This is a genomic window from Bacterioplanes sanyensis, assembly GCF_014652515.1.
Lineage (GTDB): Bacteria > Pseudomonadota > Gammaproteobacteria > Pseudomonadales > Oceanobacteraceae > Bacterioplanes > Bacterioplanes sanyensis.
In genome coordinates, this window is sequence record NZ_BMYY01000002.1 from 408,325 (window position 1) to 428,932 (window position 20,608).

The 20,608-nt window shown below is 55.8% G+C and carries 20 protein-coding genes; 5 read left to right on the forward strand and 15 right to left on the reverse strand.

All coding sequences use genetic code 11. The annotated features are described in order from the left end of the window. Positions 1 to 18: 18 nt before the first annotated feature. The 12 genes from panD to dksA form a co-directional block, all read right to left on the reverse strand. A complete protein-coding gene (panD, locus tag IE090_RS04975) occupies positions 19 to 399 on the reverse strand; it encodes an aspartate 1-decarboxylase (protein ID WP_189387242.1) in 381 nt (126 codons plus the stop codon). A 106-nt stretch (positions 400 to 505) separates the two neighbouring features. After that, on the reverse strand, positions 506 to 1,366 hold the full coding sequence (panC, locus tag IE090_RS04980; RefSeq protein WP_189387243.1) for a pantoate--beta-alanine ligase: 861 nt from the start codon (positions 1,364 to 1,366) through the stop codon (positions 506 to 508). After that, complete coding sequence (panB, locus tag IE090_RS04985; RefSeq protein ID WP_189387244.1) at positions 1,366 to 2,172, reverse strand: 3-methyl-2-oxobutanoate hydroxymethyltransferase; 807 nt, start codon at positions 2,170 to 2,172, stop codon at positions 1,366 to 1,368. The genes panC and panB overlap by 1 nt, the downstream gene beginning before the upstream one ends. 475 nt (positions 2,173 to 2,647) lie before the next feature. Beyond that, positions 2,648 to 2,941, reverse strand: a complete 294-nt coding sequence (locus IE090_RS04990) for a HigA family addiction module antitoxin (protein WP_189387245.1) — start codon at positions 2,939 to 2,941, stop codon at positions 2,648 to 2,650. Then, complete coding sequence (locus IE090_RS04995; protein WP_189387246.1) at positions 2,941 to 3,219, reverse strand: type II toxin-antitoxin system RelE/ParE family toxin; 279 nt, start codon at positions 3,217 to 3,219, stop codon at positions 2,941 to 2,943. Before IE090_RS04995 ends, IE090_RS04990 begins: the two co-directional genes overlap by 1 nt. Positions 3,220 to 3,535: 316 nt before the next feature. Then, positions 3,536 to 4,057: a 2-amino-4-hydroxy-6-hydroxymethyldihydropteridine diphosphokinase gene (gene folK / locus IE090_RS05000; RefSeq protein ID WP_189387247.1), complete on the reverse strand. Its 522-nt coding sequence runs from the start codon at positions 4,055 to 4,057 to the stop codon at positions 3,536 to 3,538. Then, entirely contained in the window at positions 4,057 to 5,328 is a 1,272-nt protein-coding gene (gene pcnB, locus IE090_RS05005; RefSeq protein WP_229815472.1) for a polynucleotide adenylyltransferase PcnB, read from the reverse strand. Before pcnB ends, folK begins: the two co-directional genes overlap by 1 nt. 1,070 nt (positions 5,329 to 6,398) lie before the next feature. Next, positions 6,399 to 7,778: a sigma-54-dependent transcriptional regulator gene (locus IE090_RS05010; RefSeq protein ID WP_189387248.1), complete on the reverse strand. Its 1,380-nt coding sequence runs from the start codon at positions 7,776 to 7,778 to the stop codon at positions 6,399 to 6,401. Beyond that, the gene (locus tag IE090_RS05015) at positions 7,775 to 10,723 is read right to left on the reverse strand and encodes a sensor histidine kinase (RefSeq protein ID WP_189387249.1); all 2,949 of its coding nucleotides are present in this window, start codon (positions 10,721 to 10,723) and stop codon (positions 7,775 to 7,777) included. The genes IE090_RS05010 and IE090_RS05015 overlap by 4 nt, the downstream gene beginning before the upstream one ends. Further along, positions 10,713 to 10,889, reverse strand: coding sequence for a hypothetical protein (locus IE090_RS05020; protein ID WP_189387250.1), 177 nt, complete (start codon positions 10,887 to 10,889; stop codon positions 10,713 to 10,715). Before IE090_RS05020 ends, IE090_RS05015 begins: the two co-directional genes overlap by 11 nt. Before the next feature lie 62 nt (positions 10,890 to 10,951). After that, positions 10,952 to 11,821, reverse strand: coding sequence for a tRNA glutamyl-Q(34) synthetase GluQRS (gluQRS, locus tag IE090_RS05025; RefSeq protein ID WP_189387251.1), 870 nt, complete (start codon positions 11,819 to 11,821; stop codon positions 10,952 to 10,954). Between the two features lie 33 nt (positions 11,822 to 11,854). Beyond that, entirely contained in the window at positions 11,855 to 12,289 is a 435-nt protein-coding gene (gene dksA, locus IE090_RS05030; RefSeq protein WP_189387252.1) for an RNA polymerase-binding protein DksA, read from the reverse strand. Positions 12,290 to 12,487: 198 nt separating this feature from the next. On the opposite strand from dksA, the gene IE090_RS05035 reads away from it, so the two are divergent. After that, positions 12,488 to 13,696 carry a pyridoxal phosphate-dependent aminotransferase gene (locus tag IE090_RS05035; protein ID WP_189387253.1) on the forward strand — a complete coding sequence of 403 codons (1,209 nt, stop codon included), beginning with the start codon at positions 12,488 to 12,490 and terminating at the stop codon, positions 13,694 to 13,696. After that, entirely contained in the window at positions 13,696 to 14,409 is a 714-nt protein-coding gene (gene sfsA, locus IE090_RS05040) for a DNA/RNA nuclease SfsA (RefSeq protein WP_189387254.1), read from the forward strand. The genes IE090_RS05035 and sfsA overlap by 1 nt, the downstream gene beginning before the upstream one ends. A gap of 10 nt (positions 14,410 to 14,419) precedes the next feature. Here the strand turns inward: sfsA and IE090_RS05045 are convergent, their stop codons facing one another. After that, on the reverse strand, positions 14,420 to 14,749 hold the full coding sequence (locus IE090_RS05045; protein ID WP_189387255.1) for a Rieske (2Fe-2S) protein: 330 nt from the start codon (positions 14,747 to 14,749) through the stop codon (positions 14,420 to 14,422). 21 nt (positions 14,750 to 14,770) lie between these two features. On the opposite strand from IE090_RS05045, the gene IE090_RS05050 reads away from it, so the two are divergent. Next, complete coding sequence (locus IE090_RS05050) at positions 14,771 to 15,745, forward strand: FecCD family ABC transporter permease (protein WP_189387256.1); 975 nt, start codon at positions 14,771 to 14,773, stop codon at positions 15,743 to 15,745. Further along, the gene (locus tag IE090_RS05055; protein ID WP_189387257.1) at positions 15,739 to 16,479 is read left to right on the forward strand and encodes an ABC transporter ATP-binding protein; all 741 of its coding nucleotides are present in this window, start codon (positions 15,739 to 15,741) and stop codon (positions 16,477 to 16,479) included. The genes IE090_RS05050 and IE090_RS05055 overlap by 7 nt, the downstream gene beginning before the upstream one ends. Positions 16,480 to 16,860: 381 nt before the next feature. Here IE090_RS05055 and IE090_RS05060 read toward each other — a convergent pair whose 3' ends face one another. Together IE090_RS05060 and IE090_RS05065 are read right to left on the reverse strand one after the other, a co-directional pair. Further along, positions 16,861 to 17,661, reverse strand: a complete 801-nt coding sequence (locus IE090_RS05060; RefSeq protein ID WP_189387258.1) for a cyclic nucleotide-binding domain-containing protein — start codon at positions 17,659 to 17,661, stop codon at positions 16,861 to 16,863. A gap of 98 nt (positions 17,662 to 17,759) precedes the next feature. Further along, positions 17,760 to 18,110: a pentapeptide repeat-containing protein gene (locus IE090_RS05065; protein WP_189387259.1), complete on the reverse strand. Its 351-nt coding sequence runs from the start codon at positions 18,108 to 18,110 to the stop codon at positions 17,760 to 17,762. Positions 18,111 to 18,228: 118 nt separating this feature from the next. On the opposite strand from IE090_RS05065, the gene IE090_RS05070 reads away from it, so the two are divergent. Continuing rightward, positions 18,229 to 20,601 carry a DNA polymerase II gene (locus tag IE090_RS05070; RefSeq protein ID WP_189387260.1) on the forward strand — a complete coding sequence of 791 codons (2,373 nt, stop codon included), beginning with the start codon at positions 18,229 to 18,231 and terminating at the stop codon, positions 20,599 to 20,601. Positions 20,602 to 20,608: the final 7 nt, after the last annotated feature.

Below are 20,608 nucleotides of genomic sequence, written 5' to 3' on the forward strand. Positions count from 1 at the left end.
GCATTCGAGGCGAGTGACTTAAGCCACTTGTACCGGAATGTCGAAGCTGGTGTGGCTGACGGTATTGTCGGCGTTCATATACACCATTTTGGGTTTGAACGACGCCAACTCGTTTTCGTCATAGTTGCCGTAGGCACAGATAATGATGCGGTCGCCAACATCGGCCAAATGCGCGGCAGCGCCATTGACTGAGATGATGCCGGAGTCCTCTTCGCCACGAATAATGTAGGTGGTGAAGCGTTTGCCATTATCAATGTTGTAAATTTGAATTTGTTCAAATTCGCGCATGCCCGCGAGATCCAGCAACTTGCCGTCAATGGCGCAAGAGCCTTCGTAGTTCAGCACTGAGTGCGTCACACGGGCCTGATGCAGCTTGGCTTTGAGCATGATGGATTGCATGGTAAACCCTTTCGTTTCTGTCCGGACTATTCTCAGCCTGGCGTCATGCCTGGGCATGGAATTGGTCAAAAGTTAGCCACATGGGCATAAGGCGTCGAAGTATGCCTTATTCAAACGCCCGATTCAATGACAGTGGCAGATTATCAATTAGGCGCGCAGGGCCAAGGAATACGGCGGCCAGAATGATAATGTCACGGTCGTTTGCGCCCGCTTGTTTAAGGTCATGCTGGCGCTTTATTTCCAGATAATCCAGCCGCAAACCGGCGTCTTGCAAGTGTTGTTTACCACTGTCAATCACGGCTGTTAACGGTTGGTTATTTTGTAGCTGTTGCGCCATGTGCTGCAGTGTTTGATACAACACAGGTGCCCGCTGGCGCTCGCTGTCATTGAGATAGCCATTGCGCGAGCTGAGCGCCAAGCCATCCGCCGCGCGGGCGGTGGGCACGGCGACAATCTCCAGTGGCATGTCCAAGTCGGCCACCATCTTGCGAATCACCGCCACTTGTTGCCAATCTTTCTGGCCAAAAAAAGCTTGATCGGGCTGCACCTGATTAAACAGCTTGGTGACCACGGTGGCGACGCCATCGAAGTGACCCGGGCGGCTACCGCCGCACAAACCTTCTGAGACCGCTGGCACATGCACGGTGCTGAGCTGCGGCTGGCCATTGGGGTACATTTCATCAACGCTTGGGGCGAACAGCAAATCACACTGCGCCGCTTCAAGCTTGGCTTGATCGTCTGGCAAGGTGCGCGGATAGCGCTGCAAATCACTGGCGTCGTCAAACTGCAGCGGGTTCACAAACACGCTGGCAACGACAAAATCGCAGTGCTGGCGCGCGCGCTCGATCAAACTGATGTGGCCGGCGTGCAGGTTGCCCATGGTCGGCACGAAGCCAATGGTGTTGCCATTGGTGCGGGCGCTGCGCACAGCCTGGCGCAGCTCTTTAACCGTGTGCACTGTGCGCATTAGGCGAACCCGTGCTCAGCGGCGGGAAAGGTGCCGGCTTTGACTTCCTCGACATACGCCGCCAGTGCTTGCTGCACGGTGCGGCCATCGGTCATAAAGTTTTTCACAAACTTAGGCACGTGGCCGCTGTTAAGGCCGAGCATATCTTGCAGCACCAGCACCTGAGCATCGGTATCACCGCCGGCGCCAATGCCCACCACGGGAATGCTTAGAGTTTTTGCAATGCGCGCGGCCAGCTCGGATGGCACGCACTCCAATACCAATAAATCGGCACCAGCGCTTTCCAACGCTTGGGCATGGGCCAGCATGGCGTCGGCGGCAGCGCTGTCGCGGCCTTGTACTTTATAGCCGCCTAACTTGTTGACCGACTGCGGGGTTAAACCCAAGTGCGCACACACAGGCACGCCTTGACGGGTCAGTGCTGTAATCATTGGCACCAACCAATCGTCACCTTCTACCTTGACCATATGGGCACCGGCTTGCATGACTTTGCGCGCACTGTCTAAGCACTGCTCAACTGTGCCATAGGCCATAAAGGGAAGGTCGGCCATGATCAGAGCCGGACGACTGGCGCGGGCGTTGCCGCGAGCGACGCAGGCGGTGTGGTAAACCATGTCATCAAGGCTGACGGGCAGTGTGCTGTCGTGCCCCTGCAAAACCATTCCTAACGAGTCACCCACCAGAATGACCTCAACACCGGCTTCGGCGGCCAGCTGGGCGAAGGTCGCATCGTAGGCGGTCAGTACCGCAATTTTCTCGCGCTCGGCTTTGAGTTTCGCCAACGCTGGAATGGTGATGGTTGTCATCCTGCTTCTCCGGTAAATCGGTCTGGCTTGTGGCCGACCGGGTGACGTTGAGCTGCGTATAGTCCGGATTGGCGAGGCATTGTCAATATTGAACCGCAGGGGCAAATGTGGAAGCTACGTGCGCAAAAAGTCGGAACGCAAGAGAAGGGGAGAGTGGTGGCAACTCGGGTGGAGTAGTTGAGGGGTGTAGGCGCTTAGTTTTCTTTGCTAACGGCTTTATATCGAGCATCTATTAAATGCGCGGTTTTAATGCCTCGGTTTGCCATGCCTTGGCAGGCCGTTTGAGTTGGCGTTGCGGCGACTAGGGCGTTTGAACTTGCGAAATCACAGTGATTCGCCCGGCTGCGCACGGGCTTGAATGCCAAAGCTGCGCGCCCCGGGTGGAGCCGCACTTGTTGAGTTTTTTCTGAGCTAAAACTTTAGCGCTTTTGACGCTGGAACCAAATGGGAGAGCGTCCATCCCATCAGTCATTGCTTAAGCTGCTTCGAAGTCCAATGGATGAATGCCGTCTAGGTTGACCGTTTTACGGACCACCCATAGATCATACCTATCTTGCATCGCCAACCAACTCTCAGGGGAGCGCCCGAGAACCTTAGATAGCCGCAGCGACATTTCTGGGCTAATACCGCTGTTCCCTTTGAGCAGCCGAGACAAAGTGGAGGGCGACACCCCTAGGCTGGAAGCAAGTTGACGGGAACTGATACCGAAAGGCTCTAAATATACCTCCCGAATAAACTCACCAGGGTGTGGCGGATTATGCATAGTCATCAGTGATAATCCTCATAATCAAGAATGTAAGCGTTGCCGTCTTGAAACTCGAACGTCATGCGCCAGTTGCCGTTAACACGAATTGACCAACGTCCTCTGTCTCGTCCCTTCAATGAATGAAGCCGAAAACCAGGGATATCCATATCATCTGCCGACGTGGCGGTATCAAGAGCCGCCAACTGCATGCGCAGTTTGTTGGCATGATCTGGCTGTATGCCAGACGTGTTGCCTGTCGAGTAGAACCGCTTCAGTCCTTTGTGGCGGAATGATTTAATCATGATTAAAGCTTAGCATGTTGCGCATCACGCAACAAAGGGGCGTTTGAATCTGTGCAGATGCAGTCGTTTGGCAGGCCGCGCATGCGCTGTTCGGTCACGGCTTCGACGCCTCAGGATGTGGGGTGGTTTTGATTTTCTCGGTTTAACACCTAAGTTTTCGCGCTTTAGCAGGTCGCCTGAGTGGGCACTGGCTAGGCCCGCTAGGGCAACCTCAAGCTGGGCGTAGAGTTAGCGAAAAATAAAACGCAGATACGGGGTCAGAGCTTAAGCTCTGACCCTAGCGCATGGCCCCCTGTGAATGACACCAGCGATCTACTCAGCGCGCCAGCAACCGCTGGCAACAGGCCTGGTACTCTGCATGCTGCAGTCGTTGCAGCTCGCCATCAAAGGCGGGGGTGAGCTGGCTCAGCAGTTCACCGCTTGGCAGTACCAGTTGTGGCTGAATTTCTGCCAGTGGCAGCAGGGTAAAGCTGCGTTGGGTGAGTTCATGGTGCGGTAAGTTCAGGCGCGAGCAGCGGTGTTGCTGTTGGCCAAACAGCAAGATGTCCAAGTCGATACAGCGCTCGCCCCAATGACGCTTGCGCACACGCCCTTGCTGCTGCTCTTGTGCTTGCAAGGCATCGAGCAGTGCCAGCGGCGCCAGCTCGGTCTGTAGCTCTGCGACGGCATTGTAAAAGTCGGGCTGATCCTGCGGCCCCAGCGGTTTGCTGTGATACAGCGAGGAGACCGCCGTGAGGCGGCTTTGGGGCAGCTGTGCCAGCGCTGCTAGCGCCGTGCACAGCTGTTTTATCGGGTCATTGAGATTGGCGCCCAGGCCGATGTAGCACACTTCGCCCATTAGTTACGGCGCGGCGAGCGGCGGCGATTCGGTCGGCGCTTGCGCGGTTTGTCATTGTCGCTGCGGCTCGGTGTTACCGGGCCATGTTGGGCTTGAAAGTCGGTCCACCATTGGCCTAAGCCGTCTAGCTCTTCACCCGATTGCTCGCGCAGTAAAACAAAGTCGTAGGCAGCGCGGAAACGCGGATGGCTCAACAGCTCTTCGCAGCGGCGCGAGCGCGTTTTCGGCAAGCGCAGTTGCAGCTCCCAGATTTCTTTCATCGGAATCGAGAAGCGCTTGGGAATGGCAATGGTGCGTGCTTGCTGGGCGATCACACGTTCAGCAGCTTTATGCAGGGCCTGCTGCGGCGGCATGCCCTTGTCTTGCAGTTGCTGCATGCGTTGGTTGACCGTGGGCCACAGCAAAGCCGCCAGGAAGAAGTACGGCGTCACGGATTTACCCGAGCGAATGCGCACATCGGTATTGGCAAAGGTGTTGCGCACCAAAGCCTGGCAGAAGTCGTCGTGTTGCAGCTGCTCAGCGGTTTGCGGGAACAGCTCAGCAAACAGGCCATAGTGCAACAATTGCTCAAAGGTTTGCTCGGCTTGGCCATGCAAAAACAGTTTGAGGATTTCTTCAAACAAGCGCGCCGGCGGTATTTGCTGCAGCAGCGGCGCCATCATGGCAATCGGGCGCTCGGTTTCTTGCTCCAGGCTAAAGCCCAATTTGGCGGCAAAGCGAATGGCGCGCAGCATGCGCACTGGGTCTTCGCGGTAACGTACTTCTGGGTCGCCAATTAAGCGCAGGCGCTGATGTTTTAAATCGTCCCAGCCACCGGCATAGGCATGCACAGAAAAGTCGGCAATGTCGTAATAGAGGGCATTGACGGTGAAGTCGCGGCGCATGGCATCTTCATCTTTGCTGCCATAGACGTTGTCGCGCAAAATCATGCCTTGATCGCCCGTAGCTGACTGCTTGGCGGAATGCTCTTCGCTGGGCGGTGCACGGAACGTGGCGACTTCGATTACTTCGCGACCAAACACCACATGCACCAGTTTGAAGCGGCGGCCGATTAAGCGCGAGTTGCGAAACAGTTTGGCGACTTGTTCCGGTGTGGCGTTGGTGGCCACATCAAAATCCTTTGGCTGCATGCCCAGCAAGGTATCGCGCACGCCACCGCCCACCAGCAGTGCCTGATAGCCAGCCTTATGCAGCCGGTACAGCACTTTCAAAGCGCTTTCACTGATCTGACTGCGACTGATGCTGTGATGGTCGCGGGGGATAATGGTCAAAGGGGCGTTTGATGACGGTTTCGTCAGCCATTTTTTCAGCGCGCGCCCGGGCGCTTTTAAAGGATTTATCAAGGGTATAAGCCGTTTCACGGGGTCTTCTGTTGCCTAAGTCGAGGCCCGCGAGTGTACCCTTCAGCTGGGGGAAAGAAAACGTTTGGTCGCGCCAGAAAAACAAAAAGCCGCATAAGCGGCTTTGTCGGGCGTGTTGTTATTATTGTTGGCGCCTGGCTCAGACATTTGAGCAACTGTTTTGAATAGTCAGAAACACCTTTGTTTTTCTTATTGTTGTGTTTGCTGCTCATTCAGAACAGTCATTCTTCTCTTGCCGACCCTGTTGTTATTGTTATTCAGAGCCTCACCGCGACTGTTATTGTTATTTTCGTCACGTCGCTCGGGCTAGCGGTTGTTATTTTTATGTGTTGCTGCCGTTGCTGTTAAGACTAAAGCAGATGGCGTGCCAGTTTTTAAAAATCCTTTTAAATCAATGGTTTGCTGGTTTTGCTTGGGGGGCTATGGGTGATTTAGACCAAAGTGTTACCAGAATTGGGCCAGATGGGTAACACTTGGGTGTCGCCGGGTAACAGGCTGTAACACGATGGCACGCTTGGTTGTCTAGCAGCCGTTAGCTGAAAACTCATGCTGTGCGGGACAATCAGCGCACTCATGCACAGGCCGCAGGAGTGAGGCAAGAGTAGCGATGGATGGCCGGCCTAGAAACAAGAAAGCCGATGGATTTCTCTACCAAGTGGTAGGTAAATCCATCGGCCATCAGTGAGTTGGGGCTTATTATTATTGTTTTCCACTCGTGGCCGGTTGTTGTTGTTATTGTCCGGCCTGTTCATCGCCTGAGTATTATTTTTATTAGTACAGGCAATTCTTTGTAATTCTTGACTGAGCTAAAGCCAGTAGCGTGCCAATCTTCCAAGAAATATTAAAAAATCTATGTTTATCAACGACTTATGTGATTTTCTTGAAAGATAAGAGAGCTGGTTGAGGGTGTGGTGAGGAGGTTTTGTTACGGGATTGGCGGGCTATGACCGAAATCTATGCCCGCTGTTACGGTGGTGGTGTTACTTTTTCTTACGTGGAATCCCTAGTCGCTGGCGACGCTCCCATAGGCTTTTGCGCGAGATGCCCAGCTTGCGCGCCAGCTCGGTCTCCGTCATACGGGCTTCGTTCTCTAACACGAAGTGCACGAAGTAGTCATCCAGTGATAGGTCGCCTTGCTCACTGTCTGTGTTACCTGGCTGCTCAGTTTGCACCAGGTTTTCTTTCAAGGTGTTACTGACGTAACTATCGGGTGATAGATCAATACCCAGCAAGTCGGCACTGATGGGTTGATCATCATCGGCCAAAATCACCGCACGCTCGATGGCATTTTCCAGTTCGCGCACGTTGCCTGGCCAGTGATAGCGTCGAACTGTGTCTAGGGCTTCTGGGCTGAACTGCATTGCGGCTAGCTGCATTTTTTCACAGCGGCGGCCCAGCAGTGCCTGAGCCAGTTCGACCACATCTTCGCCACGGTCGCGCAGTGGCGGTAGGTGCAGCTCCATCACATTGAGGCGGTAGTACAAGTCTTCACGGAACTCGCCCTTGTGCGACAGTTCACGTAGGTTGCGGTGGGTGGCGGCAATCAAACGCACATCCACTTTGCGGCTTTGCACCGAGCCTACGCGGCGAATTTCGCCTTCTTGCAATACCCGTAGCAGGCGCGCTTGGGCCTCCAGTGGCAGCTCACCAATTTCATCTAAAAACAAAGTGCCGCCATCGGCGGCTTCCACCAGGCCTTGGCGCAGGGCGGTAGCGCCGGTAAATGCCCCTTTTTCGTGGCCGAACAGTTCGGATTCGATCAGGGTTTCGGGAATGGCGGCACAGTTAACGGAAATCATAGTGGCGTTTTTGCGCTGGCTTTGCGCATGCAATGCCCGCGCAACCAGCTCTTTACCGGTACCGGATTCACCCTGAATCAGCACTGTCGCATCGGTGGGCGCGACCTTGCTGATTTTACGAAACAGCACTTGCATGGCCTCGCAACTGCCAATGATGCCGCTGACGGGGTAATCCTGTTCTTGCTCGGTGCTGGGGGAGGCGGTTTGGGTGGCTTTGCTGTCCGCCAAGATGCGGCGCACGGCATCGACCAGTTCATCATGATCAAAGGGCTTGGCGATGTAATCCACCGCGCCGAGCTTCATGGAATCCACGGCGCTGCGCAGAGAGGCGTAGCTGGTCATGATTAAAACGGGTGTGCGCCCGGCCAAAGAGATCAGCTCCGTGCCATTGCCGCCAGGCAGGCGCAAATCACTGATAATCAGGTCGAACTGGTCGAGGGACTGTTGGCGGGCGGCATCCAGAGAATCGACATCTGTCACCTCGTAGTCGTGGCGCTGCAATAAGCGACGCAACGCCTGACGGATGATGGTTTCATCTTCGACGACCAAAATATGACTCATGCGCTGTAATCCAACTCTTGTTCAGACGGCTGTAAACGGGGGAGGCTCACTTTAACACAGGTACCACGGCCGTCACGGACTGGGCTGTGAATACTGATACTGCCGTAGTGTTCTTCAATAATGCTGTACACCAGCGCCAGACCTAAGCCTGTGCCGGTGCCGACATCTTTAGTGGTGAAGAAAGGCTCAAAAATGCGATCCAGGGTATCGGGTGCAATGCCGTGGCCTTCATCGACCACCCGTAAGATAACCTGATGTTCATCAGCTTCACTGGTGACTTGAATGCAATCGCCCGCTTCACTGGCATCGCGGGCGTTGCCGAGTAAGTTAACAAACACCTGTACCAAGCGCTGGGCGTCGCCCAGTACCTGCAGCTCTGGGTCGCAGCTGTTTTCAAACTGAATGTCCATACTGCGTTTGCTTAACCGCAGTAACTGCACGGCTTCTTCGACGCACTGGCAAATGGGCACCGCCTCGTGCTCACTCGATTGGTTGCCGGCGTGGGCAAAGTTCATCAGCGACTGCACAATGCGGCTGACGCGTTGGGTTTGCTCTTGAATCTGGCCGGCCATTTCTACCAGTTCTGGGTTGTCGGTTTCGTAACGAATCAACTGCGCCAAGCTGTCTATGCCGGTAATGGGGTTGCCGATTTCATGCGCTACGCCCGCCGCCAAGCGACCAATGGAGGCCAGTCGCTCACTGTGCATCAGCTCTTCTTCGAGCAGCTGGGTGTCGGTTTGATCTTCCATCAGCACCACCATGCCACCGGGCTGGCCACCCGAAGGTTGAATCAGCGCTTTGTGCAAGCTGTACCAGCGCGGTCTGGCGCCGATGTCGATGCGTTGTTTGTGCACATGCATTTGCGGGCTGGCGATAAAGTCCAGCAACAACTCACACCAAGGGCTGGGCAGGCGCTTTAGGTGTGAGCCTGTTACGGTTTGCGCGCTGATGTTGGTGAGCTCTTGCATGGCTTGGTTCCACATCAAAATCTCGCCATCGTCGGCCAGTGAGCACACGCCCATGGGTAAACGCTCCAGAGTTTGGCGGTGGTAGCGGCGTAGGTTATCCAGCTCGCCGGCCAAGCCGCTGAGGCGATCGTGAAAGCCCTCTAAGCGCTGCTCGATTTGATAGATGTCTTCGCTCAGCTCGGCGTCCTCTTGAAACGGCAGTGAGCGGGTAATGATGTCGTGTGCCACCGTCGGCCCCATCAGGCCAGACAAGTTAGCCTCTAAGCGGGCGCGCAAACGACGCAAGGCATAGGGGCGGTCTTCGTAGGAGGGCAAATGTAGGTCTTGTAACGCCTGGTAGACCTCGCGTTCAGCCACATAGCGCCCCAGCGGTTTGCTGAGGGATAAAATCACGTCATTGGAGTTGCCGGCCATCAGTGGCTTGCGGGTTGGCCGCGAGACGGTGTCGATGGAGCAGGCCTCGGCTGCGGATACCTCAGACGGTTTTTGCCGGCTGAGCAAGCTGATCACAATAAACAGGGTTAAGTTGACCGTCATCGCCCCCATCGCTGCTAGGTGCCAGTTGTCTTCATCCACTGCCGGCAGTGGTAGTAATGGCACCTGCCAGCCTAGCGCGAGCTCAGAAAACGGCAGCAGCATGCCGTAGACCCAGGTGATGATGCCACCCAACAGCCCCAGCAAAAAGCCGTGGCGATTGGCTTTAGGCCAATACAACAAGCCCAATACACCGGGTAAAAACTGCACCGCAGCCACAAAGGCCAGCAACCCGAGGCGGTTAAGATCGAGATCGGCGCCGACCACGTAATAAAAGCCATAGGCCAGTAGCAAAATGGCGGCAATCAGCGTCCGGCGCATCCATAGCAGCCAACGGTAAAAATCGTGGCGCGGGCTGGGCTTATGAAACGGCAACACCAAGTGGTTGAGCAGCATGGCGGCCATGGCCAAGGTAATCACAATAATGATGCCGGAGGCCGCCGCTAACCCGCCCAAAAAGGTCAGAATGACCAGCGCTGGCGAGTCGAGCTTAAGGCCGATGCCAATGGCAAAGTATTCCGCCGGCGTATCGACCTGCATGTAGACACCGGCCCATAAAATCGGCGGCACGGCCATGGCCATGGCCAGCAAAAACAGCGGAAATCCCCAGCTGGCTGGATGCAATGCTTGGGCGTTAACGTTTTCGGTAAAGGTCATATGAAACATATGTGGCATCACCACTGCCGCGGCAAAGAATACCAGTAGCAGGGTGCGCCAGGGGCCTTCTTGCAGGGTGACCAGTGGGGTGACCTGCTCACTGAGCAGACGATCCTGATTGTCCACCAGCCATTGCTCTAGGCCGCCGACTTCTGAAAACACGCCAAACAGTGCTACGCCAGCCAGAATCAAAATGGCTGATAACTTGAGCAAGGATTCAAACGCCAGCGCCAGTACTAGGCCTTCGTGCTTTTCTCGCGGCGATACATGGCGCGCACCAAATAGCACAGCGAACAAAATCATGGTCAGGCAAAAGCCAAAGGCCAGTTCGGCGGTGTCCCAATCGCCATTGAGCAAGTGCAATGTGTCGGCAATGGCGCGCAGCTGCAGGGTCAGCATCGGAATGACCACCGCCAGCATAAATACCGTTACCAGCATGCCGGCTAAGCGACTGCGATAGCGAAAGGCGAGTAAGTCAGCCAGCGAGCTAAGTTGGTAAATGCGAGTGATGTTAAGCAATGGCCGCAGCAAAATCGGCGACATCACAAAAGCACCGGCAATGCCGAGGTAGTAGGCCAAAAAGCCGTAGCCGTATTGGTGGGCTAAGCCGACCGAGCCATAAAACGCCCAAGCACTGGCATAAACGCCCAGCGACAGTACATACACCAGCGGATGGCGCACTAGGCGTCGTGGCACCCAGCCACGTTCGACGGCATAAGCGGTGGCGAATAATACGCCGAGGTAGCCGAATACGATCAACCCCAGTTGGTTCAGACTAAAGCTCATCGTCCCCCCGGGCATGATTCAACCACACGTAAAAGGCGATCAGCACAAACCAGATGGCAAACGGTCGATACCAGGCGCCACGGGCGTCCAGCCACCAGTCCATCATTACTGGCGAGAGCAGATAAATGCCCACTAATAGCAGCAGGCCAAGACGATAATCGTACATGCAGTCCCTAGATATGTGTCGGCATCAGTGCCAGCCAAAAAAGCGACGGCAAGCGTAACACATCAATGACGAAAGGCGGCGGGGGCTGGCTTAGCTTGTTGTCCGGCTAACGCGTCGGGTTGCCAGTGCTCGCATCCCCATGCCAGTAGCGCGGCGTTGCCGGCCTGTTGCAGTGCTTTGGGCGGCTGTTGACCTAACCAATCCAGTACTTGCCACAGCGTGCCGCCGCTGGCGTCCACCTCAATCGGCTGGGCAAGGTTTTGCTTGCTAAGTTTTTGGCCATTGGGTTCCAGCGCCACGGGTAAATGAGCATACACGGGTGTTGGTAATTCAAGTGCCTGTTGCAGCAGCAGTTGCATGGGGGTGGAGTCGATTAAGTCGATGCCACGGGTAATGTGCGTTATGCCCTGATCGGCATCATCGACCACCACCGCCAGTTGATAGGACCATAAGCCCTCGCGGCGGCGAATGACAAAATCACCTAGGTCAGCTAAGTGTGCTTGGTAGTGCCCCTGGTATTGATCTTCAAAACTCAGCTCACCGCTGGGGCAAAGAAATCGCCAGGCCATATCGGTATCGTTGGCCGTAGCGCTGTTGCAAATGCCTGCGTGGGGACGGCCTGCGAGCTGTTTGCGCGAGCAGCGGCAAGGAAACGCCAGTTGTTGTTGGCGCAACTGCTGCAAAGCCTGTTGGTAGGCGTCGCTGCGCTGGCTTTGATAGCGGACATCGCCGTCCCAGTGCAGCTGGTAGGCTTCGAGAGTGCGTAAAATGTCGTCGCTGGCACCGGGCTGTTGTCGCGGTGGGTCGAGGTCTTCAATGCGCACCAGCCACTGGCCGCCACGCGAGCGCATATCTAGGTAACTGGCGACCGCCGCAAGCAAAGAGCCAAAATGCAGCGGGCCGGTAGGGGAAGGGGCAAAACGACCTTTCATAGAGAAGTGCACGGGGCTGTGCCCCGTAGCAGATTAAACGCCGAGCTGTTTTTCTTTGATTTCAGCCAGGGTTTTGCAGTCGATGCACAGATCGGCAGTGGGGCGGGCCTCAAGGCGGCGAATGCCAATCTCGATACCACAGGCTTTGCAGAAGCCGTAGTCACCGCTGTCGATTAAATCGAGGGTTTTTTCAATTTTTTTGATCAACTTACGCTCACGGTCACGAGTGCGCAGTTCCAAGTTGAATTCTTCTTCCTGGCTGGCACGGTCGTTGGGGTCGGCGTAGTTATTGACCTCGGTTTGCATGTGCTCTTTGGTGCGATCCACTTCTTCCATCAGCTCCTGCTTCCAATTTTGCAGGATCTGGGTGAAGTGCTCGACCTGAGCATCGTTCATGTACTCTTCACCCGCCTTGATCTCGTAAGGAGTGAAGTTGGACAAAGCAAATTCTTTTTTCTGTTCCGGCATCGCTTACCGCCTCACCTGGTTCGCCGGTCATGCCGGCATCGGTTCCATGCGCACTTAGGCCACTATGCGCCTAGTGCGATCCAAATGACAAGGCGGGGAAACTATCAGATCTGTGTCAGAGCGCCAACTATTTGTTTGCTTTCTGTCGATCAGCACGGACAATGGCGCATTTTCTGAGCAATTTGGTGGACACTTGCCATGAATGACAGCTTGCCCGACGCACAACGCCGCTCACAGCACATTGCCCCGTTTCAGGTCATGGCCATTTTGGAACAGGCCCAAGCGTTGGAGGCGGCGGGTGAAGACGTTATTCATCTGCAAGTCGGCGAGCCAGATTTCGCCACCCCAGAGCCCATGGTCGAAGCCGCGGTAACGGCACTGCGCGCCGGTCAAACACGTTACACCCCAGCTCTCGGTATGCCCGCGCTGCGTGAGCGCTTGGCGCATTATTATCAGCAACGCTTTGGCGTACATATCAGCCCACGGCAAGTGGTATTAACACCGGGAGCGTCGGGGGCTTTGCTGCTGCTCACCGCCGCCCGGCTAGAGCAAGGCCAAACCATGCTGTTGGCAGACCCGGGTTACCCCTGTAACCGCCATTTTGCGCGCGTATTTGAAGCTCATGGGCAGTTGGTGCCTGGCGATCCGACGGCGGGGTTGCAGCTCACACCGCAACAGGTTAGGCAACACTGGCAGGCGCAAACGCGCGTGGCGCTGGTGGCGTCACCGGCCAACCCTACGGGCACTGTGTTGAGCCTGCCACAGTTGCAGGGCTTGCATCAGGCGGTCAGCGAGCAAGGCGGCGAGCTGTGGGTGGATGAGATTTATCAGGGGCTGAACTACGGCGCGCCTGGCTCTGACGCTAGCCAAGCCCCCGCCATTGAGACCGCTTTGCAGCTGGGCCAAGGTGACAACTTGGTGGTGCTCAACAGTTTTTCTAAGTTCTTTGGCATGACAGGTTGGCGTCTGGGCTGGGCGGTGGTGCCCGAAGCCTGGGTCGAAACCCTGGACACCCTGGCGCAAAACTTGTTTTTAGCGCCGTCGACTCCGGCGCAACATGCCGCGCTGGCAGCTTTTGGCGACGATACCTTGGCCATTCTTGAGGCGCGCCGCCAGGAGCTGCAGCTGCGCCGTGATTATTTGCTGCAAGCTTTGCCAGACTTGGGCTTTAAGCTTGCGGTGGTGCCAGACGGCGCGTTTTATGTGTACGCCGATGCCAGCGATTTAACCGACGACAGCCTGAGCTTTTGCCAACAGGCCCTAGCGGCGACGGGCGTGGCCTTTACGCCGGGAACAGACTTTGGCGAGCACCAAGCTAAGCAGCATGTGCGCTTTGCTTTCACCACGCCATTGTCGCGTTTGCAGCAGGCAATGGCGCGCTTGCAGCAGTGGCTGGAGCGGCGTTAATGCAGTATCCAGCGCTGCAGCCCGCCACTTTGATCAAACGCTACAAGCGCTTTTTGGCCGATGTTGAACTGGCGGATGGGCAAGTCATAACCGTTCACTGCCCTAACACGGGTTCGATGAAGCGTTGTGCCGAACCGGGCAGTCGGGTGTGGTTGCTCGACAGCCACAATGACAAGCGCAAATATCGCCACAGTTGGGAGTGGGTTGAAGTCGATGGCCGATATCTCGCCTGCATCAATACTCAGCGCGCCAATCAGTTGGTGGCAGAGGCGCTAGCAGAAGGACGTGTGACCGATTTGCACGGCTATGATGAGATCATCAAAGAGCCCAAGGTCAGTGACGGTCGGCTGGATTTTTTATTGCGCGCCGCCCAGCTGGCGGATGCCTACGTTGAAGTCAAAAGCGTGACTCTGCTGCCGGAGCGCAATGGCTCGCGCTTGGGCAGTTTTCCCGATGCTGTGACCGAGCGCGGACGCAAGCACTTGCTGCGCCTGCAGCAACTTAAGGCCGAAGGGCATCGCGCTGTGTTGCTGTTTTGCGTCGCCCATGAGGGCATTGAGCAAGTGACGGTGGCGGATGACATCGACCCAGCTTATGGCGCCACCTTACGTGAGGTGATGGCGGCCGGTGTGGAGGTGATGGCTTGGCAGGTCGCCTTTAACCAACACCCTGCGGGCATGAAGCTGGCGCGACCGTTAGAACTGCTGCTCTAGTTTTTCTGCGCTAGAGCCGAACCCAAAGCCTGCCTTGCTCATCGCAGCGACAGGGCACCGAGGTTAAGGACTGGCCCTGACAAGGGCCAGCGATGCAATCGCCGCTGTCGATTAAAAACAACGCCCCGTGAGTGGCGCATTGAATGAGAGCGCCTTCGCTGTCGAGAAACTGGTCCGGCAACCACTCCAACTCGATGCCTAGATGCGGGCACTGATTGCGGTAAGCGTAAAACTGCCCGTGCTTGTGAACCACAAAAATCGCCGTGCCATCCACCTCAAAGCCTTTGCTTTGACCTTCCGCTATTGCGCTGCTGTGGCACAATGCCTGCTCTTTGCTCATTGTTAAGGCCTTGTCGCTGTCATGTTGCGCCGCGAGCTTATCCCGCCATTGTTGTTGTTGCTAGTCCCGCTGTGTTTGCTGGCGGGTGTGTTTATCGGTAGCCAAAGCTGGAGTTGGCTATGGCAATCGGGTACCGGTCAGATGGTGCTGTGGCAGATCCGCATGCCAAGAGTGCTGCTGGCCTTTTTGATCGGTGCGGTGCTGGCTTGGGCTGGGGTGCTGATTCAGGGCGTGGTGCGCAACCCGTTGGCAGACCCGGGGTTAATTGGCGTTTCGGGCGGGGCGGCGGTGGGGGCGGCCTTGTATTTGGCCTTAGCCAGTCATTGGCCCGTGGCTCTGCAAACCCTGTTTGCCTTTTCAGGTGCTTGGTTGGCGCTGTTGCTGGTATTGCGTTTGGGCCTGAGCGGTGCATCGCTGCACGCCATGAGCTTTCTGATTCTCGCCGGCATTGCCGTCAACGTGATGGCCAGTGCCGTCATTGGGCTGTTGTCGTATTTGGCGAGTGACAGCGCGCTGCGGCAAATCACTTTTTGGTCATTAGGGAGTTTGAGTGGCGCCAACTGGAGCTGGGTGGCGGCATTGACGGCGGTACTGCTGGCGGCACTGTGGTATTGGCCCAAGCGCCTGCGCCAATTGGATGCCTTGCTGCTGGGCGAAACCGAAGCGCGCTCGTTAGGGGTCAATGTGGCGCAGCTGCAAGGCCGCACCGTGGTGTGGGTGGCGCTGATGATCAGTGTCGCCGTCAGTGCCAGCGGTATCATTGGTTTTGTTGGCTTGGTCAGCCCGCACATCGCACGCCTGCTGGTGGGGGCGGCGCACCGTCGGGTATTGCCCGTGGCGGTGGTGTTGGGCGGTTGCCTGATGGTGTTGGCCGATGCGGTGGCGCGGGCGTTAATTGCACCGGCTGAGCTACCCATTGGTATTGTCACCAGCTTATTGGGTGCGCCTGTGTTTATCTCTTTATTGCTGCGAGAAAAGCGACGTTTGTCATGGTGATGCAACTGCACAATATTGGCGTCAACCGTGGCGCTGTGGCCATTGTCGATGGCATTGAGTTAAGTGTTCGGCGGGGCGAAATTCTGATGCTGTTGGGCCCTAATGGCGCTGGTAAATCGACCCTGTTGCAAGTAATGGCTGGGCTTGAGTCACCCTCACGTGGCGAACTCAAGCTCGATGGTGAGCAGCCACAGCATTGGAGCCGTCAACAGTGGGCCAATACGGTCAGCTTTTTGCCGCAACTCAGTGCGCTGTCATTTCCACTGACGGTGGCGGAAGTGGTGGCACTGGGTAGTCTCAATCAACAGTCGGTGGTGCATGAGCGCCAAGCTTTGCAGCAGGCATTGCAGTACTGGGACATCGACTATTTGGCGCAGCAACAAGTGCGCTGGTTATCCGGCGGTGAGCAGCAACGGGTGCAGCTGGCGCGCAGTTGGCTGCAAGCCCAACAGGGTCAGCTGTGGTTGTTAGATGAGCCGCTTAGCGCCTTGGACTTGCGCCATCAAAAGCAGTGCCTGCAGTTAGCGCGCGACTACGCCAGCGCGGGCAAGGCGGTGGTAATGGTGATTCATGACCTTAATCTGGCATGGCAGTGTGCTGATCGAGTGGCGTTGCTGTGTTGTGGCCGCTTGATGGCACAGGGCACACCAGAGCAGGTGCTGAAGGAGTCGTTACTGAGCGAGGTGTTTGAAGTGCCGGTATCCACGGTTGGCGGGGTGATTCGCTGGCGCTAAAAAAACGCCCCTCAAATGAGGGGCAAAGCAACCGTGATTAGCTTGATGAGAGAGATCACAATCCATTGCAATGGCTCTGGATTCTGAACACCGACACCATCGCTGGCGTCGACAAAACCTACTGTAGAGATCCTAAACGCTCTAGTCAATAATAATTCTCATTTATATTTAAGAATTTGTTTTCTTTCCATGGTTGGCGCGTTTGGCGTGATCGATAGGCAAAAAAAAGCCCCTCAATGAGGGGCCAATGCAACCGTGATTAGCTTGATGAGAGAGATCACAATCCGGGCCGAAGCTGGATTCTGAACACCGGAGCCATCTCTGACGCCGATGAATGCTACTGTACGCAGCGCATCAAATCTTGTCAATAATGATTCTCATTTATTTTTGGTCTTGCTTCTCAGTCTCTTCAATAAGCTGTTGATTCATGGTGCTGATGCGGCGGGCGAACCCCTCTATTAGGTTCAGTGCCGCCTGTGGCTGTGCTTCGATCAACAACACAAAGTCTTCTTTGGGGACCGCCATGATGGTGCAGGGGGTGGTGGCGACCACAGTGGCTGAACGCGTTTCTCCAGTAAATACGGCCATAGCACCGAACACTTCTTCTTCGTCAATGTCACCGACTTTAACGTTGTCGACAAACACATCGGCATGACCACTGATGATGGTGTAAACATGGTCGGCAACATCGCCTTGTTGAATAATCACCTCGCCAGGTTGCACATTTTGAAAGCCAGCAGCAGGTCGAGTATGACTCTTGTGTTGCTCAGCCATGTGGTTGAGCAGGGCTGAGTTGAGGGTGATCAGATACTGGCTCCAATAGTGCATGCGGCGCTGATCCGAATAGATGTGGCGCAATAGGGCGTTGCGATCAATGGTGATCAGTTCAACGTACTCATCGGTGCGAAAGATGGGCGTTGGCATAGAAAATGAGTGAGTGATGCCGACTAAGTCGCCCTCATCAAAGCTGACCAAGGTCTGGCCATTGTGGCTGAGCTGTAAGGCTCCGTCCTCGATCAAAAAAATACGATCTGGGTCAAACAGTTCGTACAGGTTTTCCACCCCTTCCAGCGTGGTGCGCTCGCTACTGAGCTCGAAGTCTTCCAGCAGCGCTTGGGTTAACGCTGGGATACGCTCCAGTAAGGGCGTGATGGTCTCTGAGGGGGGGCTGGCTAAATACATGGCGGTTCCTGCTATTCGCATTCGGCTGTTGACGCGCGGGCGTCTGGACAGTCATCAAGTTACAGCAATTCATACAAGGCTTGAACAGACCAACCCCGTCATTCTTGGCGTGGGTGATGGCGCAAGCGTATGCCTTGAGTAACGGATAATAATATTTCTTGCGCAGAGAGTTCGGGTGGAAAATAACAACCACTGATTTTGGCATCGGCCAAGCTGGCACCGTTTAATAAGCAACCGCTGAAGTCGATGCCACGCAGATCAGCGCCACGGAAATAGCAATCGCTTAAATCGAGGCCAGCAAAGTTAATTCCACGCAAGTCTAGGCCGCGCAAATCACAGCCTTGCAGTGCGACGGGCTGGCCTTGCTCGCGCGCGGCGTTAAACCCCGCCACGTCATCATGACGCAGCAGTTGATATAACGGATCTTGGCTGATGATGGGTTTTGCCATAGGGTCACTCCTTTGGGCCTGCCGTCTGCACTGTGCCTATTTTGCAGCCGTTACTAAATTTGGGCTGCCAGCGATTTCCTCATACACTGCAGCGGACTTATGCCAGTATAGATGCTCAATGCCACAACCAACGCCAGCCTTTCTGTTAACCACTGAGTGGCACGACACTCCAGAAGGCACGGAGCTGATTTTCTGGTGGTCAACGCCTGAAGGGCCTATGTGCACGCGCCACTCGCAGCCCGGTGTGTGCTTTATCGACAGCGAACATGCCGAGCGCGCTAGCGCCATCGCCGACACCCTAGGGTGGCCCATCACCATCAAGGCGCTGCAGCTCAAGTCGTTTGCCCTGCAACCCGCCAGTGCCTGTTATATGCCGGCGGGTTATTTGTATCGCTGGCGCGATGTGCTGGCTGATCAGGGCATCGTGTGCCGTGAAGTCGATATTCGTCCCACCGACCGCTACCTGATGGAGCGCTTTATTTACGGTGCCGCTGAACTGCACACGCAGGGCACCGAGGTACGGCTGGCACCGGCGCGCTATGTGCCCAACTTGCATTGCCTATCGTTAGACATCGAAACCTCCATGCCGCGCCGCGATGAGCAACAGCGCCTATTTTCTATTGCGGTCTACAGCGATCGCGATCAGCGCATTTTTACCTGTGCCAAGCCCGCAACAGAGATGCACAGTGAGCTGACCATCGAATGGTTGGCTGATGAAGCAGCGTTATTGCAGCGCTTTATCGACTACGTACAGCACAGTGATCCAGATGTGTTGATGGGCTGGAATCTAGTGCAATTTGATGTGGAGTTTTTACGCAATAAGGCCAAGCAGTTGGGCATTGAGCTGCGCCTTGGCCGCAATGGAGAGGTGCTTAACTGGCGCCGCAGTCGCACGCACCCAGAGCGCGTGTTTATTCACATGGCCGGGCGGCTAGCACTGGATGGCATCGAGCTGCTGCGCAACGCTACCTGGCAATTTGAGAGCTTCGCGCTGAACGATGTAGCGGCTGAGCTGCTAGGCGAAGGCAAGCTGTTGCACGGCGAGCAACGCGGCGACGACATTGAACGCCTGTTCGAGACTGACCCCATCGCCCTAGCGCGCTACAACCTGAAAGACTGCGAGCTGGTATGGCGCATTTTTGAGCACGCCGACTTGCTCAACTTCACCATAGAGCGTGCCCACATGACGGGCCTGGCACCGGATCGTATGGGTGGCTCAGTGGCGGCATTTGAAAACCTGTATTTGCCACGCTTGCACCGCGCAGGTTTTGTCGCCCCCAACATTGGGGAAGGCTATCACCAGCGCAAAAGCCCAGGTGGCTTGGTGATGGATTCACGTCCTGGCTTGCATGAGCATGTGTTGGTGCTGGATTTTAAAAGCCTTTACCCGTCAATTATTCGCAGCTTTAACATTGACCCCATGGGGTTGGTGTTGGGGCTACAGGCACAAGCGCAGGAAGCGTTTGCCGGTGAACTGACGGTGCCGGGTTTTTTTGATGGCGTCTTTCACAAACAGCAGCACTTGCTACCAGAGTTGATTGGCCAGCTGGGGCGTTATCGCGATCAGGCCAAGCGTGAGGGCAACCAACCGCTGGCACAAGCCATTAAAATCATCATGGCGTCCTGCTATGGCGTACTTGGCTCCGATGGCTGTCGTTTTTACGACACCCGGTTGTCCAGTTCCATCACCATGCGCGGCCATGAAATCATACGTCGCAGTGCCGCTTGGATCGACGCGCAAGGCCACCAGGTGATATACGGTGATACTGATTCGGTGTTTGTCGCTATTCAAGCGCCTGCATCGGCTCAAGCTGCCCACCAGCTAGGGCGGCAACTGGCACAGCAGCTTAATGATTATTGGCGCCGGCAACTGCAGCGCGAGTTTGGCACTCAAAGCTTTTTAGAAATGGAGTTTGAAACCTACTATCGACGGTTTTTTATGCCGTCGATTCGTGGTGAAGAGGTCGGCAGTAAAAAACGCTATGCCGGCTTGGCCGCGGATGCCGAAGGCCACAGTGAGCTGGTGGTCAAAGGCTTAGAAGCGGTGCGCAGCGACTGGACGCCATTAGCGCGCAATTTTCAGCGTGAACTGCTGCGCCGTTTGTTTGCCGGTGAGGCGTATCAAAGCTGGCTGCGGCAAACCGTCGAGCAACTGTTAACTGGCCAGCTGGATGCGCAGCTGGTGTATCGCAAACGCTTGCGTCGGCCGCTATCGGCCTACCAACGGCAAATCCCTCCCCATGCCAGAGCGGCGCAAAAGCTGGAGCAGTGGCTGCTGCAACAAAACCAGCCCGCGCGCTTTGCTCAGCGTGGTGGCTGGATTCAATACCGCATGACGGTCAATGGCCCAGAGCCTGTGGAGCACAGTCCGTCAGCGCTGGATTATCAGCACTATTTAGAAAAACAGCTGCAGCCCATTGCCGATGCCATTTTGCACTTTACCGGCGAGGAGTTTGCCACCCTCGCAGGTCAGCAGCTGCGGCTGTTTTAATTGCGTT

Coding starts and splice junctions, on each gene's coding strand:
- folK (WP_189387247.1), bottom strand. CDS start 4,057: ATGGGCGAAGTGTGCTACATCGGCCTGGGCGCCAATCTCAATGACCCG.
- sfsA (WP_189387254.1), top strand. CDS start 13,696: ATGCAGTATCCAGCGCTGCAGCCCGCCACTTTGATCAAACGCTACAAG.
- IE090_RS05035 (WP_189387253.1), top strand. CDS start 12,488: ATGAATGACAGCTTGCCCGACGCACAACGCCGCTCACAGCACATTGCC.
- IE090_RS05045 (WP_189387255.1), bottom strand. CDS start 14,749: ATGAGCAAAGAGCAGGCATTGTGCCACAGCAGCGCAATAGCGGAAGGT.
- dksA (WP_189387252.1), bottom strand. CDS start 12,289: ATGCCGGAACAGAAAAAAGAATTTGCTTTGTCCAACTTCACTCCTTAC.
- panC (WP_189387243.1), bottom strand. CDS start 1,366: ATGCGCACAGTGCACACGGTTAAAGAGCTGCGCCAGGCTGTGCGCAGC.
- IE090_RS05020 (WP_189387250.1), bottom strand. CDS start 10,889: ATGTACGATTATCGTCTTGGCCTGCTGCTATTAGTGGGCATTTATCTG.
- IE090_RS05050 (WP_189387256.1), top strand. CDS start 14,771: ATGTTGCGCCGCGAGCTTATCCCGCCATTGTTGTTGTTGCTAGTCCCG.
- IE090_RS05065 (WP_189387259.1), bottom strand. CDS start 18,110: ATGGCAAAACCCATCATCAGCCAAGATCCGTTATATCAACTGCTGCGT.
- IE090_RS05070 (WP_189387260.1), top strand. CDS start 18,229: ATGCCACAACCAACGCCAGCCTTTCTGTTAACCACTGAGTGGCACGAC.
- IE090_RS05060 (WP_189387258.1), bottom strand. CDS start 17,661: ATGTATTTAGCCAGCCCCCCCTCAGAGACCATCACGCCCTTACTGGAG.
- IE090_RS04990 (WP_189387245.1), bottom strand. CDS start 2,941: ATGACTATGCATAATCCGCCACACCCTGGTGAGTTTATTCGGGAGGTA.
- IE090_RS05010 (WP_189387248.1), bottom strand. CDS start 7,778: ATGAGTCATATTTTGGTCGTCGAAGATGAAACCATCATCCGTCAGGCG.
- panD (WP_189387242.1), bottom strand. CDS start 399: ATGCAATCCATCATGCTCAAAGCCAAGCTGCATCAGGCCCGTGTGACG.
- gluQRS (WP_189387251.1), bottom strand. CDS start 11,821: ATGAAAGGTCGTTTTGCCCCTTCCCCTACCGGCCCGCTGCATTTTGGC.
- IE090_RS05015 (WP_189387249.1), bottom strand. CDS start 10,723: ATGAGCTTTAGTCTGAACCAACTGGGGTTGATCGTATTCGGCTACCTC.
- panB (WP_189387244.1), bottom strand. CDS start 2,172: ATGACAACCATCACCATTCCAGCGTTGGCGAAACTCAAAGCCGAGCGC.
- IE090_RS04995 (WP_189387246.1), bottom strand. CDS start 3,219: ATGATTAAATCATTCCGCCACAAAGGACTGAAGCGGTTCTACTCGACA.
- IE090_RS05055 (WP_189387257.1), top strand. CDS start 15,739: ATGGTGATGCAACTGCACAATATTGGCGTCAACCGTGGCGCTGTGGCC.